Annotated in this window: 17 protein-coding genes; 8 read left to right on the forward strand and 9 right to left on the reverse strand. The window is 63.8% G+C overall.

All coding sequences use genetic code 11. The features are described from left to right. Nucleotides 1–208: 208 nt before the first annotated feature. From NS365_RS05425 to NS365_RS05445, 5 genes are all read right to left on the reverse strand, one after another. Nucleotides 209–649, reverse strand: coding sequence for a MarR family winged helix-turn-helix transcriptional regulator (locus NS365_RS05425; protein ID WP_058599269.1), 441 nt, complete (start codon nt 647–649; stop codon nt 209–211). A 227-nt stretch (nt 650–876) separates the two neighbouring features. Beyond that, complete coding sequence (locus NS365_RS05430; RefSeq protein ID WP_058599270.1) at nt 877–1281, reverse strand: hypothetical protein; 405 nt, start codon at nt 1279–1281, stop codon at nt 877–879. Then, on the reverse strand, nt 1278–2066 hold the full coding sequence (locus tag NS365_RS05435) for a hypothetical protein (RefSeq protein WP_058599271.1): 789 nt from the start codon (nt 2064–2066) through the stop codon (nt 1278–1280). The genes NS365_RS05430 and NS365_RS05435 overlap by 4 nt, the downstream gene beginning before the upstream one ends. A 90-nt stretch (nt 2067–2156) precedes the next feature. Continuing rightward, nucleotides 2157–2639 (reverse strand): hypothetical protein, encoded by a 483-nt coding sequence (locus NS365_RS05440; RefSeq protein ID WP_058599272.1) that lies wholly within the window; start codon nt 2637–2639, stop codon nt 2157–2159. Continuing rightward, complete coding sequence (locus NS365_RS05445) at nt 2636–3187, reverse strand: hypothetical protein (protein WP_058599273.1); 552 nt, start codon at nt 3185–3187, stop codon at nt 2636–2638. Before NS365_RS05445 ends, NS365_RS05440 begins: the two co-directional genes overlap by 4 nt. A 143-nt stretch (nt 3188–3330) precedes the next feature. On the opposite strand from NS365_RS05445, the gene NS365_RS05450 reads away from it, so the two are divergent. Then, nucleotides 3331–3549: a hypothetical protein gene (locus NS365_RS05450; protein WP_058599274.1), complete on the forward strand. Its 219-nt coding sequence runs from the start codon at nt 3331–3333 to the stop codon at nt 3547–3549. Between the two features lie 43 nt (nt 3550–3592). Then, nucleotides 3593–4255, forward strand: a complete 663-nt coding sequence (locus tag NS365_RS05455) for a hypothetical protein (RefSeq protein WP_058599275.1) — start codon at nt 3593–3595, stop codon at nt 4253–4255. Here NS365_RS05455 and NS365_RS05460 read toward each other — a convergent pair. Next, nucleotides 4252–4539, reverse strand: a complete 288-nt coding sequence (locus tag NS365_RS05460) for a hypothetical protein (protein ID WP_058599276.1) — start codon at nt 4537–4539, stop codon at nt 4252–4254. The two genes, NS365_RS05455 and NS365_RS05460, sit on opposite strands and share 4 nt — an antisense overlap. Before the next feature lie 105 nt (nt 4540–4644). Here NS365_RS05460 and NS365_RS05465 point away from each other — a divergent pair, with 105 nt between their 5' ends. The 3 genes from NS365_RS05465 (at nt 4645) to NS365_RS05475 (ending at nt 7978) form a co-directional block, all read left to right on the forward strand. After that, on the forward strand, nt 4645–5307 hold the full coding sequence (locus tag NS365_RS05465; protein WP_058599277.1) for a hypothetical protein: 663 nt from the start codon (nt 4645–4647) through the stop codon (nt 5305–5307). Between the two features lie 702 nt (nt 5308–6009). Beyond that, nucleotides 6010–6954, forward strand: coding sequence for a hypothetical protein (locus NS365_RS24040; RefSeq protein ID WP_153003671.1), 945 nt, complete (start codon nt 6010–6012; stop codon nt 6952–6954). 142 nt (nt 6955–7096) lie between these two features. Beyond that, nucleotides 7097–7978, forward strand: a complete 882-nt coding sequence (locus NS365_RS05475) for a hypothetical protein (RefSeq protein ID WP_058599279.1) — start codon at nt 7097–7099, stop codon at nt 7976–7978. A 22-nt stretch (nt 7979–8000) separates the two neighbouring features. Here NS365_RS05475 and NS365_RS25320 read toward each other — a convergent pair whose 3' ends face one another. The 3 genes from NS365_RS25320 to NS365_RS05490 form a co-directional block, all read right to left on the reverse strand. Beyond that, nucleotides 8001–8360: a helix-turn-helix domain-containing protein gene (locus NS365_RS25320; protein WP_058599280.1), complete on the reverse strand. Its 360-nt coding sequence runs from the start codon at nt 8358–8360 to the stop codon at nt 8001–8003. A gap of 20 nt (nt 8361–8380) precedes the next feature. Continuing rightward, on the reverse strand, nt 8381–8623 hold the full coding sequence (locus tag NS365_RS05485; protein ID WP_058599281.1) for a hypothetical protein: 243 nt from the start codon (nt 8621–8623) through the stop codon (nt 8381–8383). Between the two features lie 81 nt (nt 8624–8704). Further along, nucleotides 8705–9277 (reverse strand): hypothetical protein, encoded by a 573-nt coding sequence (locus NS365_RS05490; RefSeq protein WP_153003672.1) that lies wholly within the window; start codon nt 9275–9277, stop codon nt 8705–8707. Between the two features lie 297 nt (nt 9278–9574). Here NS365_RS05490 and NS365_RS05495 point away from each other — a divergent pair, with 297 nt between their 5' ends. The 3 genes from NS365_RS05495 (at nt 9575) to NS365_RS05505 (ending at nt 13675) form a co-directional block, all read left to right on the forward strand. Continuing rightward, entirely contained in the window at nt 9575–10465 is an 891-nt protein-coding gene (locus NS365_RS05495) for a DUF4238 domain-containing protein (protein ID WP_082684441.1), read from the forward strand. 389 nt (nt 10466–10854) lie between these two features. Next, on the forward strand, nt 10855–11445 hold the full coding sequence (locus NS365_RS05500; protein ID WP_058599284.1) for a hypothetical protein: 591 nt from the start codon (nt 10855–10857) through the stop codon (nt 11443–11445). Further along, nucleotides 11435–13675 (forward strand): terminase gpA endonuclease subunit, encoded by a 2241-nt coding sequence (locus NS365_RS05505; protein WP_058599285.1) that lies wholly within the window; start codon nt 11435–11437, stop codon nt 13673–13675. Before NS365_RS05500 ends, NS365_RS05505 begins: the two co-directional genes overlap by 11 nt. Nucleotide 13676: the final 1 nt, after the last annotated feature.

A 13676-nucleotide genomic window follows, 5' to 3' on the forward strand; every position in this document is an offset into this window, starting at 1 on the left:
CCACGTGGAGCTGGCTCGCAGGCGGTGGTGAGGCCGATCGGGCCGCCGCCCATGATGACGACATCGGTGTCGAAGCTGTCCGACTGGGGAGCAGACATGGGGATCCTTTCGCCGCAATTGCCGCGGCTGTGACTGGAGACTGGGAGACTGGAGACTGGAGACTGGAGACTGGAGACTGGAGACTGGCAGCGTCGCTGGAGGACAGCGCTCAGGGAAGTGCGTCGTTCATTTCTCGTAGGACCGCGATGGCCACGGCGAGGCGTTCGGCGCCGATCTTGTCGAGAAGGGCTTCGTCAAGCGGCGCGACCGCCCGCTCCGTGGCGGCGAGCGCTTCCTGCCCCGCCTCGGTCAGGACGATAAGCTTTGCGCGTTGGTGGTGGGGGTTGGCCTCGAGCGCGACCAAACCGCGTTCGGCAAGCAGATCGACGACACGTTGCACCGCTTGACGGGTCAGACCCATGTTGCGGGCGATATGAGCGACGGGAAGGGGTGCGGGCGCGTAGCCAAGCGCACCCAACACCTGCCACCATGCGGTGCTGAGACCGAGGGGGCGGACCAACGCGTTACCGGTCTCGACGAGGCGCCCGTTCGTCTCGAAGACAGCGATGGAGAGCTGCCGAACCAGTGTGGATTGATCGCTCTCGTTCATTGACCACCTATCGTCACATCGACAACAGGCTGTCAAATCGGAAGCGAGTGGTTTGGTTCCGCAGCATCGTAACGGCTGAGCATCCTTTAATGGATACATGCCCAACGGATACCTATGCCATCTCAGCGATTGCCAGCGTCGTATTAAGATGGATGTTCCGACAGCCGGCAGCTTTCCTTCTACCTTTACCGCAAAGCGGACCATCCGCTTTCCACCCTACCCCGTCATCACACGTCTCCGAACAGCGACATCTGCGCGGCCGGCGCCCTCGGCTTCGCCACCTCCACCGGCACGCGGACGGCCGGTAAACTCGGCGCCCGAGCCAGCCTCTCCGCGTGCAGCCGTTGGGTCTCGGCGAGGCGACGGGCCTGACGCTCCGGGGTGTCATCGCGCACTTCGGTCGGGTGACAGGGACGGAGGTCGATCCGGAGGAAGCCGAGCTTGCATGCCGCCCTGCGCTCGTCGGGAGTCGACCCCTTCCCGTTCGACGGCTCGTGGTCGAGGCGAGACCAGACGGCCTCGACGAAGGCGATCTCGCCGAGCACACGGTCGAGGACGGGGCCGGTGCACCGCTCGGTGGCGGTGGCGCGGAGGCGGTCGATCTGGGAGATGCGGCGTTCGGCCGGGGTCACGACGCCCTCCTCCCACCCGCCTTGTACGCCTCGACGAAGCTCTCGACGATCGCGGGCACCATCCTCGGGTCGATACCCTCCAGGGCGCGGACGGGGATGCGGAGCATATCAGGACCGCCGAGGTCGACACGGATCGCCCAGTTCGTGATCTCGACCGATCCGGTGTGACCCGGCATCGACCTGACCTTAGCTGCGATCAGGGCGCGAAGACGGTCGAAGTACTCCTCGCGGTCCCAGAACTCGTCGCTAGTGAGCATCTCGGGCTCTGGCTTCACCTTCGACAGAACGTCGAGCAGGATGGCGTCGGTCTCCTCCTGACAGTCGACCTTGTGAAACTCGGGGATGCCGCATCCGGCGGCATAGGAGCGCTCGGCGATCTCGCGGATGGCATTGGCCGGCGCGACGACGATCTGCATGTGGGGCGGCTGGTCCGGATCGTCGTGGTTGCCGACGACGAAGTTCTGGCTGCAGGTCGGTGTCTCGTGAACCGTGTTCATGATTTGTCCTCCAAATGGAAAAGATTGGGCCGAGCGAGCGGCAGGATGAATGGCGGGCAACAGGTGCAGGCGGTCGAGCGCGTCCTCGACGATCTCGGCCGGGGTCTTGCCGTCCAGGTCTGTCACGGGAAGACGGAGCCAGCGGTTCGTCAGCAGGCTGTAGAAGAACCACTGCGTCCCGGCGTACGACAGGACGGCCCACGCGTCCCGCAAGTTCGCCTGGGTCACGATCGGGAACCGGACGAGAGCCGGGGTGGCGTCGAGGTGGAAGCGGACGGCAGGGTTCACGACCTCACCTCCATCCCGAGGCGACTTGCGACGACCGGATGGCACTCGCGCAGCCAGTCGTCCTCGCCCTCCTCCAAATCGTCAGGTCGATCATGACGGGCGAATCCTGATCTCGACCCTCGGATCGTCGCGCAGCATGCGAAGGGCCATCCCGGCCGCCTGGATCGCGATGCACTGAACCTCGTCGGCCGCCCACGTCGGGGTCGCCCTGCGCGACAGTTCGGCGATGATCGCCACCATCGAATCCGGACGAGCCACTCTGGCCTCGCGGTCGCGCATGTCGAGATGGACGAGTCGCCTGTAGACGTCACGGCGGGACACGCCGAGGGCCTTGCGGATGAACGGCAACGAGCGGCCGGCCTCGACCATCTCGCGGAGAGAGGTGTCCATCTCGGTCGACCAGGCGACGGTCGTGCGCTGGTAGCCCATCTGAGCGCGACGCAGGATCACGGTGATGATTGGGATGTCGAACATCTCCGCGATGTCCTTCGACGACATGTCGGATCCTAGAAAGGTGCCGAGGATGGCGTCTTCTTCGAGCGTGTAGTCGGTGTTCCGGGGCATCTTGCTCACGACTGGCTCTCCTCGTTGACGACGGTCAGCACGTACGCCCTCACCTGTCGGATCTGGGCGCCCTTCCGCTTCAGCTTGTGCACGTACACACGCACCTGCTGGATCGGGACGCGGCCGGCGACGGTCAGTTCTTCCGGCGTCGCGGGTCCGGCGGCGAGACGGTCGGCCATCCGGCGCATGACGCGGCTCGTCGACTCGAGGTGCGGCTGGGCATCGGCGACGTAGCGGTGGACGTACTGGATTTCATGACCGTCGGCGCGCAGCAGGGCCATCGACACCCTCACCGCGTTGACCGCGCTCGAACCGGGGGACTTGGGGACGTGAAGCGCCGTCAGGTCATCGACCGTCGCCGCATGCCCGTCCGCCTCCTTCAGCAGATCGAGGATGCGGTCGGCCAGCGTCGGCGTTTCCGGGCGCATACCGGCCAGGCTGTGAGTCGACAGGTGCGGGAGGCGGCGCTCGACGTACTCCGTCGGCAACTGGAGGCGCTCGCCGATCCCGCGAGGCGTCAGACCGCGCACGTGAGCGGCGTAGATCTTCGCATCCATCGGACGCTGCGCCCCTCTGTTAACGCTCACCAAGGACATCGAAAAACTCTCATAACCGGTACGTCATTTACAAAATAAGACGTACCGGATACGAACGTCAATGACCTGTTAATAGGTACGCGAAATAAATCTTGGAGAGGGCTATGATCGCAGCCACGAATCAAATCGAGGAGGCAGCACGGGTGGGCCGGAAGCTCCGATACCCCGAGCACATCAACGTCGCCGTTCCCGAGGGGACCAAGGCTCGTCTCGACGCCCTGCTCGACGACGGCGAGGAGCGGCTGTCTCTGATCCGAGATGCCTTGGAGCGTGAGATCAGGCGCCGGGAGAGGCTGTCGAAAAAGATTTCCGACAACGACTGATTGTCGCTTGCCGAAGACGCGGCCAGTCTGAAAAGCGGCGATCATGCCGCCCGGAGATCAGATCATGTGGAAGGCAATCAGAGCGGCCCTGGGGGCCATCACCAACGCGCTATCAATGACGACGTCGATGTTCGCCAACGGCCTGTGGTGGATGGACCGGACGGTGACGAACACCTGGAACTGGATTGCTCGATCGACGTCGGGAACGAACTACCGGCCGGCCCCGGTTCACGACGCCGAGCGTCACGTGGACGCGATCGTCGAGCGCGCACCCGAGCCTGTCACTCCCGCCGACGACATGGCCGATCGCGGACGTCAGGTCCGTTCCGCGGCGACGCGCATTCTATGTGGTGATCGTACGGCCGGAGCCGATCTCCCGTCAGACGTCAGGCTTTGGTTGCTCGCGCTCGACAAGCCCGACCTGAGGATCGTCCTGGCGGCGAGCGACACGATGATCGGTCGCCATGCGTCGGGTGACGTGTGCATCAAGGGAACTGGTGGCCGGCCGGTACCCACGCCCGACGTCGAGCGTGACCTCCTGACGATCAAGCGAAGGGAGGAGGCACTGACGCGGGACATCTCCGCGCAGGAGCGGCAGCACCTCGAAGACCTCTTGGCGGTTCGATCGACGAGGGCGATGGAGGCTCTCGACGAGCCCGACGTCGACGAGCCGCAAGCAGTCCCGGCCCCTCGCCTCGTCGCCTAGCGCTTCATCATGAGAAGCGCGTTCTGCAGGGCCAAGTCGGCCAGGCGCTTCTCCAGATCAGCGGCCCGTGCAGCCTCACGGTCGGCGCGGGCCCGTTCGGACCGATAAGCACGGGCGAGCTTGTCGAAAGCGCGGATCTCGTCGTCCCTGATGGCCCCGGCATCGGCAGCAGCCTGGTAGGCCCTGGCCCGGTTCACGCCACGGGCATAGGCGCCGGCGGCACCGCCGATGACCATCCCGGTTGCCATGCCCATCGCGGCGACGTGACCAAAGTGCGATGCCATTCTTCGATCCTCATGATCCGGCGGAGTCAGCAGATGACCACACCAGACCCTAACAAACGACTAACGCCAGAAGACGCCGCGGCTCTGAACCGGAGGGCCGCAGCCATGCGCCAGGCCGACCGTCGGGCCCGGAAGAAGCTTCTGGACGCGGAGGAGGCCCGTCTCGTCGCCGAACGTGAGGCCGAGGCCAAGGCCCTTGAGGCAGCACGCGTCGAACGGATGGCCGATCTCGAGAAGCGTCTCCTGGATGCCCAGACGGCCCTGCAGGGATGTCAGGAGAGGTTGGACGACGCGACGACGCTACTGGCCCTGCACTACGACACGGTGAGGATCAATGCTGGGGGCGTGTCTAAAGGGGTGTGCAGGATCATCAACGAGGCGAACGTCATCGCCTTGGATGCCTTCAATGAGGCGACGAAGCGATACTGGACCTGTTTGCCAGAGCAGGCGGTCGAACGGGCTCACGATCTGATCCGGTCGATTGAGCATCGCATCACCACCCTGCCCTCCGTCGACGACCCGATCACGATCGGCAAGGATGTAACCCTGCCCGGCACCCCCGTTACTCAGACAGTTCGCAACGCAGATCGACCAGTCGGCAACGCCGATAGGTCACAAGAGGCCAGCCCGATTTCGGAGGAGGAGCAGGCATGGATCGACCGTCAGGACCGTGACCCGTATGACCCGTACCAAGACTACGTGGAGAGGATGGAGGCGATCGCCGAGGGGAATGAACCCGACGACGATGACGACGGGGAGCGCTTCTGACACACCAGTGTGACGTCGAGCCAGGAACACCCGCGAGGCCGCCCAGGACACCCTGTGGCGGCCTTTCTCGTGCGCGGTGCCCGGATCATCGTCGCGTGACGTCACGGCGATCCTGGGCGATCTCTGACGGTCGTGGCAGGGCGGCCGGCGTGTGGTGGCGTGGTGGCGGGCCAGGAGGGCGTGACGTCACGGTGAAGGGCCGGTCGGAAGCGTGACGTCACGCTGGACGGGATCGGGTCAGGGCCGGCGACCAGGCGGATGGGGCGGCGTCGAGGTCGAGGGTCGGGCGTGTCAGGATGGGATGGTGACGTATCGGGTGGATCGAGGGAGCGAGGGTGGAGGACTGCCTCCCGAAGGAGAGCTTCTCTTTTCGATTCGAGACGGTTACGTCGCGATTTCGTTTGACAGAGGTGCACTTACCTGGATAAGTGAGCGACAGCGAGCTTATCTAAACAATAGTTAGTTCTGTTCGCTACGCTCACAGAACGTACCTTCTGCAGAGATCTCGGTTTGCGTGGTCTTGCGTGAAGAATCGAAAAGAGAAGTTTTTCCTGCGGGGAGAGACTGATCTGACCTCGGTGACGCTGACACAGACTGGAAAGGTGGGTGACGCTGAGATGCTCGGCCCGACCCACTCGGAGACACCCCCGCTCCGGAACACCGCCCCCGCGCCCTGGCCCCTTCTCACGAGGACCAGACACCATGACCACCGACACCGTGCAGAAGTCACTCCCTCTCTGGATCGCCTGTCCCGCCGCATCTCTGTGCCCCGGTGACGCCATCCGGGTGACCCGCGACGTCGGCCTCCTGACCGGACGCCGGATGACCAACGGGCGCCCCGAGTACGTCACCGTGCCGACTGGTAGCGGCCACTACCCTGGCAAGCCAAAGAGGAAGCCCACCACCGTCCGCCTCTCCGGACGCGTTCTCGACGTTGTTGACAGGCCTGCGACCGGAACACGTCCAGCCGGCCGGTACGTACGCATCGAGTGGATCGGGACGGCCACTGCATGCGACCCCCGCGCCGACCTACCGATCCTTTACCATCCTTACGAAGAGGCGGCGGCCAAACTCGATCTACCCGGTATAGACCTCGCCAGGGCGCGTGAGGAAGGTCCCCAGGACCGAAACCGTTCGGCCGGCCTTGAGTGGCTCCGGGAGCGTCTGGTGAAAGCCTGTGGCGACCGTGATCCCGCCGAGGCGCTGTCGCGCTGCGTCGATCCTCGTGAGGTCAGACGCCGCCGTCCGGGTGGAAGCCTCGAAGGCCGACACCTCTTCACGATCGGCTCCCACGTCGCTCAGGACGTGCTGGACGGTGTGGCTCCCGTCAGGGAATGGATGATCCGCCAGATCGACGGACGCGTCGAGATCCCGACCGCTCACCACCTCGACGATTTCGATCCCGTGCAGGTCCAGGACTATCTGTACCCACCCGGCTCGCCGGCTCGCGAAGAGGTCGATCAGGTTCAGGCTATACAGGAGGCTCACCCGACCGCTGTGATCCGCCTTGTTCGCCAGAGACCTACGGACCCGTCCGAGCCCGACGAAGCCCTTCCTACCCCTTCTCCGGCGCCCTCGCCGACCATCTTCAAGGTCGACCCGAGCCTGTACGCGCAGCCCGATGAAGATGACCTGATCTACGAGTAGAGTGCTGATTCCGAAGGAGAAAATGTCGTCGAAACCCTTGCCGAACGCGGGTGACCAGCACATAATCCAGGTGCTTTAGACGTGATCATGACTAGGCCGGCCGGTGACCCCGAGCCGGCCATTTTTTCGATCGGGGGATCGGATGGCAGACCTGGTGGTGTCGATCGACGACCGTGAGATCCGGCGGGCCGCGAAGGCGTACGCGAGGCTCGGTGAGAGCGTTCCGCGTGCTATTCGGGACAGTCTGAGCGAGATCGCTGTCGACGCCCAGGAGAGGCTCCGGGACAGGTGGCAGAGGGACATCGAGGGCGGACCGGCGCGGTTTTCGGAGATCCAGCCTGGCGGCCGGAAGGGCGCCGTCCTGGATCGCAGGGCAAGGCAGGATGGCGATGGGATCACGTCCAGCATCGCCGTGAACAGGCTCCAGTCGACGTACCTAAAATACTCGCTCGGTGAGGAGCGTGTCAGGACGCCGGGAGACGCCGGCGCGGCCTCGGACTACAATTTCATCTGGACTGGAACGAGGGCGGCCATGCGCGGTGTCGGCGTCACGGTCGACAAGCACGGCAACCTGCCGAGAAACTCGCTCCGGAAGCTCATACGCGCCTCGACGTCGCAGAGAGACAGGGACCGGGCCAACGTCAAGAAGAGGGCTGCCGAGGCCGGGCGTGAGGCCACGGACGAGGATTTCAGTGCCTTCAGACAGTCCAGGAAAGCGAGGTCAAAAGGAGAGATCCGACGCGTCGACCAGCGGGTGGGCGCCGGCTCCGGGTCGCAGATTTTCTTCGGGCGCCTGCGTCGAGGTGGAAGCGGTCCGGTCGGCTTCTGGCAGCGCCCGTTCGATTCCGAGGGCAAGGGCCGTCCGAGCTTGCTCGTGCTCGGCGTCGAGAGGTCGACTTATCGGTCAGACAAGCTTCTCGACGGGTGGAACGAGAGCGTCATGCAGGCGGCTGAGGATCTGTCTCGGAAGCTCCAGAAGAGGCTCCAGGCGTCGCTCAACGGGCGTGGGGACAGCCAGGAGTAGGCACACGAAAAGAACGAGAGGATCACCCCTCGCTCCGATTGATGGGTTCCGCTCGTTTACTGGCCCATCTCCTTTCCCTGATCGCCTTAATCGCCTCTCGTCTCGCGTGTGCTGGTTCTGGCATCGGACCAATGATGTCAGACCGGAATGATACTCGTTCCCAGAGATCTGCCAGCCTGTCGAGGACATCGAGAGGAGGGTTCCGCGCCCCGGATGCGTACGATCGGATTGAGCCGACCGAGATATTCAGAAAGGCCGCGGCCTCATCATACGTCATGCCGATCAGAGCGATCAGATGGGCAAATGTCGTTCCGGCCGCCCTTCGGGCATTAGTGCCACCCTTCGGTCGGCCGGCCTTCTTGATATCGGCCTCGTCGGCCATGTGACCCCCTCGGTCCTGTCTTAGAACGCCACCATCGGATCTTCGGCATTACGGCGAGCCTGCTCGTAGCCCGCCTTGATCTCCTCGATCTCGTCGTCCGTGTGCGGGAGCATGTAGACCTCGTTCCAGCAGCGCCCGTCGTCGTTGTCCTCAGGTGCGGTGCAGTCGGCGGCGAAGCCCTTGGTGTACTCGCCGGTGAGGTTGGGGCGCTTCTGGATATTGAGGTGTCCGCACCTGTCGCAGGTGCCGGCGTAGATCGTCATGTGCGCTCTCCTGCCTGATGCAACTGGATCGTTGCGGAATGGTGCACCGACGGATCAGTGCTCACATCCGCAGGGGTCTTGTCAGTTCTCCTCGTCGTCCTGAACCTCGACCTCGTAGATCCTGTCGATAATCTCTTCGCCCTCCTCACGCGACGTGTAGTCGAGGACAATGATGCGGTAGGAGCCGGGAAGCGCCTCATCCTCCAGATGGGCGACCTCCTCATTGTACGCTTCGAGTGCCCATGCCTTCCGATCCTCCGGATTTCCGATCTCGATCGTTCCGTGAAAGGCGATGCCGTCATCGGGTAGAACGGGTTGATCACGATGGTTCGGAGTGAAGCTCATGTGATCTTCGTCCGGCTCTTCGGACCGGACCGTCAGCATCAAGTTGCGACTGGTTTCCCAGGGCTTGATGCCGGTCTGGATCTCGCACTCGTAGTCGTCTGCCTCACGGGCCTCGTCGAGCGTCTGCGGGACATCGCCCCTGTAAATCAGGGCGACCACTGCCGTTGCCCCGTGCCCGCGGGTATCGCAGGTCTCGTGTACCGATCCGACAGTCTGGTCGTAGTTCTCGATGGCCTCGAGCCATTCGGAACCGTCCTGGAGATAAACGAGGGCGCCGGTCTCGACGAGGTAGATCGCGGTCTGGTGCATGGTTGAATTCCTGTCACTTCGTACGGCCATCATGGCCGCCTCCGTGAACGAGAATGTAGATTTCAAATCGACAATCTACAAGGGTCGAGTTGTAGATTTCGAAACTATTTTTGACGTGTGTCCTCGTCGGCTCGAACGGGTCGATCCGCGTCGGCATTCCATCCGATTGTCCTGTAGAAACGACAGGGTGTCGCGACCCAACCGGTTGACGCGTGAAGCTCAAGGCGGTGATCGTGAGGCATGCAGAGTAAGCCTCAACGCCCATCCCGCAAACACCACTACATCCCGGAATTCTAACTGAAGCGGTGGGCGAACCCGGAAGGCAAGCTGACCGAGTTCCGTAGGCATCCTAGGGCCGGCGTTCTACACCGTGAAACCGCGCCTGGAGGGACCGGGTACGAGTTTGACCTCTACTCCATGAAGGGCGCGCCGACCGGGTCATCGTTCGAGGACATTTTCTTCAAACCGATAGACGGGCTTGCATCGGTCACCCTCGACATCATGGAGCGCCACGGCGCTCAGTATCCTTACATGATGGAACATCGTCGCGCCTGGAGTACGTTCGTCGTCTCCCTACTGACGAGATGCCCTGAGGACATCCAGACCTTTCGAAGGCACTGGCATGCCGTCGTCATGTCGAACTCGCCCGATAACCATGAGGAGTATGCACGGCTTCGGCGTGACGGAGATCCCGACAGCCTGGACGAATACATGCAGCGACTCCCGCCTGAGATGGTGGAGTCGAGCATGTTCGAGACATTGACGGACATCATCTCCTCCCAGCCAATCGGGCAGGACCTGAGTTCGCTGAACTGGACGATCCTGACCGCGCCCGTTGGAGCGCGAGAACTTCTGACGTCGGACAGGCCGATCTTATGGAGCGACGACTTCGGAAGTGCGCGTGGTCACATGATCATGCCGATCGGACCCAGGAAGCTCTTGATCGCTGCACGAGATCCAATGTTCGCCACACGGCTCCGCGACTCTTGCGGTGTCGAGGAACTCATAGGTCTGTGCAACATCGATATCGTCCAAGGTGCGGCAAAGTTCGTTTACGCAACGAACCGGAACCAGCACCGCTTCATATCTAACCGGCTCGGGGTAGCACCGGCTGTCCGTCATATGGATCGTGCCATCAACGCACGCATCCACCGAAGGGCTGATCCTCAGGCACCTGCTGGATCGTAGGCGCCAATCTCCATGACCGATCCCGCAGGTTCAGAACTGCCTTCGCTTGGCTGGGGGACCCCATGGATTTTCGCGCACACATGGGTGGTTCGCGAGGGCCGGCCGTGCGTACTTTTGGGGAAAATGGTTCGGACCCAGCAGGCCAGCAGGTTCTGGGGTGTGCTGCATCCTCATCAGTCACACGAGTTGATACGTTCAACCTACTGACATTGCAGCGTCTGTAGCACGTTTCAAACGCTTCGTTCCCCAACGAAATCGCCAGATCGACCTGCTGTAATGCCGGGTGACCATCGCCGTCGGACCCCGCAGGTCTGTCTTCTTGACCTCCCTGACGCGGTTCCGGTGGCTTGTGACCATCCTGCTGGACCATCCATCGGTCCGGGATCGCCGTGTCGAAGCTCACCCCAGCGCAGGAGGACGCCGCCGACCGGGCCGAGCGTCTGATGTCCATGTCCAAGGCAGCGGCCCTCATGGGTCGCGACAGGAACACGCTTGCCGCCTGGGCTGCCAAGGGCATGCCTATCGCCCGGAAGGGTGAGAGCGGGTCCAGTCACCTCGTCGACCTGAAGGAAGTGATCTTGTGGAGAGAGGAGCAGGTCCGTCGTGAAGAACGGACCCGATTTCCAGGCGCAGGCGAGGACGGCCTTGGAGAAGGCATGGGAGGTCGCATGTCTCCATCTGACCTCCTGAAGCTGGAGAACCTCAAGCTCACACGTCTGAAGGTCGGACAGGCGGCGGAGATCCTCGTCGAGCGGTCGATCCCCGAGATGGCCGAGGAGCGTGCGTACGGCATTCTCCGTCAGGCCATCATGGCCCTGCCCGAGCGCCTCACTCGCGAGATGGCGGGCTTCCCCGAAGAGAAGAAGCTGATCTGGCGCCAGAAGGCGCAGGGGTGGTGCCGGGAGGCGCTCAAGCAGTCGGCCAAGGTGATCGCCGACGCCATGGGCACCGTCCCGACGAGACCAGACGATGCGGTATGAGGATCCCGAACTCCTCGCCCGATGCGCCGAACTCACGGAGATCGGAGCCGACGCCTATCTGAAGGCCGCCGCTTTGGCTGCAGCCAATCTCGTTCCCAGCGAACCGGAAGACATTCCGACCTGGGCGAAGAACAACGTCATCATTCCGACGTCGGTCTCGGACCGGTCGGGGCCCTACGAGATGAACGCGATCCAGTGCGCGATCGCACGGATGTGGCAGGACCCGTTCATCCGGCAGGTCGACTACCTCAAGATCGCCCGCGCCGGCGCGACGCTGTTGATCTCGACGGGCATGGCCTACCACACCGGCCATCTCGGCTTCGACTCCCTGTTCTTCGAGAGGACGGAGCCGGACGCCCAGGCATTCCACGACAAGAAGCTGTACCAGATACTCATGGCGTCGCCGTCCCTGGCTGCCATGATGCGGCCAGACACGAAAGCGGGCATCCAGGACGGCTGGTCGGATCGCATCTTCCGGAACGGCGCGTCCCTGCAGCTTCGCTCAGGCAACAAGCCGATCAAGTCGATCAAGGGCTTGTTCGTCGCGATCGACGAGGCCGGCGACGAGAAGTACTCCAAGGGCCCGGAAGGCAACATCGTCACCGTCGTGCGGGGTCGCCTTCAGGAGTTCTGCGCCCCGATCCTGTTCGTCTGCGGCACCCCGACCGTCGTCGGCTGCTGCATCTCGGACGAGTACAGCCGCTCGGACAAGCGGCATTGGTACATGCCCTGCCCCCACTGCCAGGAGATGATCCGGTACGAGCCTGACGTCCGGCCGGGCCGGCGCGACCAGGACACCGGGACCGGGCTCCGGTACGTGCGCAACGAGCGCGGTGTCGTCGAGGACTCCTGGTACGCCTGCGCGTGCGGCGGACTGATCGAAGAAACCTCCAAGATCGAGATGCTCGAGGCCGGCGAGTTCCGGGCTACGGACATCGGCGAGCCCGGTCATGTCGGCTGCTACACCTCGGCCGCTCACTCCACCGATCCGCAGATGACCTGGCGCCACGTCGGGGCGAACCACCATGCGTCGCTCCGGAACGAGAAGACGCGCCAGGCATACGTCAACCTCACCCTCGCCCAGCCGTACGACCCGGCCCCGCCGATCCTCGTCGACACGACGAAACTTCAAGAGAACGTCCTCGACGCCGAGGCTCTCCCCGACGGCATCGACTGCCCCGAGGACGCGGTCTACCTCGTCGCGGCGATCGACAACCAGAAGGGCGTCAGGGACGATCCCCGGAACCCGCCCCGCGGCGAGATGACGGTCATGGCGGCCTGCCGGAACAACCGGTGGCACGTGATCGCTCACCACGTCATCTCGCACCTCGTGCAGGAGCGCGACGGCCACACCAAGAGGATCGGCTTCGACCCGTTCGACGAGGACTACGCCGACCAGGTGTGGGACATCCTCGACAAGGAGTACGTCGCCGGTGACGGGCGCCTCCTGAAGATCAGGAAGTGCCTGGTCGACGTCGGCTGGCAGACCGAGGCCGCATACAAGTTCTGCACCCTGCCCGGCTCGCGTGAGCGTGGCATCCTGCCGATCCGTGGCGACACGACCGAGCGGGCCGGCCGGCGTGTGACCCTCCTGCCGACGAACGGGACGCTCCGGAAGTCCAAGAAGTCGGGCCGGAACTACCTCTGGATCGGCACCAGGGATGCCAAGGACGAGTGCGCCCGTCGCCTCGCCATCCCCGCACCGGCCCCCGGATCGATCTCGTTCTCCCGCAGTTTGCCCGAGACCTACTTCGAGGGCCTGATCGCCGAGCGTCTGGTCGAGACGAAGCCGGGCGTGTCGACGTGGGTCCAGACCGGATCGAACACGGGCGAGCCGTGGGACTGCCTTCAGTACTGGTACGCTGCCAAGGAGCTTGTGATCGTGAAGAACCGCCGTCTCCGTGAAGAGGTCGACGCCGTCGATCCCACCGTGGCCCAGGCCGCGATCGAAGCCCGCCTGGCGACCGAGGAAGCATCGACGATCGTCGAGGGGGCGACGACCGATCTGGTGGTCCAGCCTCCCTTGCAGGGTTCCGGCTCGGACGCCGATCCTCCCTTGCAGGGTTCCGGCTCGGACGCCGATCCTCCCGAGCAGGAAGCCGTCTCGTCGTCGGGGCTTCGTATGCGCGTCGTTGAGCGCAAAACCCGGCGGACCGAGACGACACCGGAGGTGACCAGCAGGATCGAACGCATCCGCAGGCGCCAGTCCCGGTCTGGCGTGGGGTGGTGAT

This window comes from Aureimonas ureilytica (genome assembly GCF_001475935.1).
Lineage (GTDB): Bacteria > Pseudomonadota > Alphaproteobacteria > Rhizobiales > Rhizobiaceae > Aureimonas > Aureimonas ureilytica_A.

Coding starts and splice junctions, on each gene's coding strand:
- NS365_RS05425 (WP_058599269.1), bottom strand. CDS start 649: ATGAACGAGAGCGATCAATCCACACTGGTTCGGCAGCTCTCCATCGCT.
- NS365_RS05445 (WP_058599273.1), bottom strand. CDS start 3,187: ATGGATGCGAAGATCTACGCCGCTCACGTGCGCGGTCTGACGCCTCGC.
- NS365_RS05450 (WP_058599274.1), top strand. CDS start 3,331: ATGATCGCAGCCACGAATCAAATCGAGGAGGCAGCACGGGTGGGCCGG.
- NS365_RS05455 (WP_058599275.1), top strand. CDS start 3,593: ATGCCGCCCGGAGATCAGATCATGTGGAAGGCAATCAGAGCGGCCCTG.
- NS365_RS05460 (WP_058599276.1), bottom strand. CDS start 4,539: ATGGCATCGCACTTTGGTCACGTCGCCGCGATGGGCATGGCAACCGGG.
- NS365_RS05465 (WP_058599277.1), top strand. CDS start 4,645: ATGCGCCAGGCCGACCGTCGGGCCCGGAAGAAGCTTCTGGACGCGGAG.
- NS365_RS24040 (WP_153003671.1), top strand. CDS start 6,010: ATGACCACCGACACCGTGCAGAAGTCACTCCCTCTCTGGATCGCCTGT.
- NS365_RS05475 (WP_058599279.1), top strand. CDS start 7,097: ATGGCAGACCTGGTGGTGTCGATCGACGACCGTGAGATCCGGCGGGCC.
- NS365_RS25320 (WP_058599280.1), bottom strand. CDS start 8,360: ATGGCCGACGAGGCCGATATCAAGAAGGCCGGCCGACCGAAGGGTGGC.
- NS365_RS05485 (WP_058599281.1), bottom strand. CDS start 8,623: ATGACGATCTACGCCGGCACCTGCGACAGGTGCGGACACCTCAATATC.
- NS365_RS05490 (WP_153003672.1), bottom strand. CDS start 9,277: ATGCACCAGACCGCGATCTACCTCGTCGAGACCGGCGCCCTCGTTTAT.
- NS365_RS05505 (WP_058599285.1), top strand. CDS start 11,435: ATGCGGTATGAGGATCCCGAACTCCTCGCCCGATGCGCCGAACTCACG.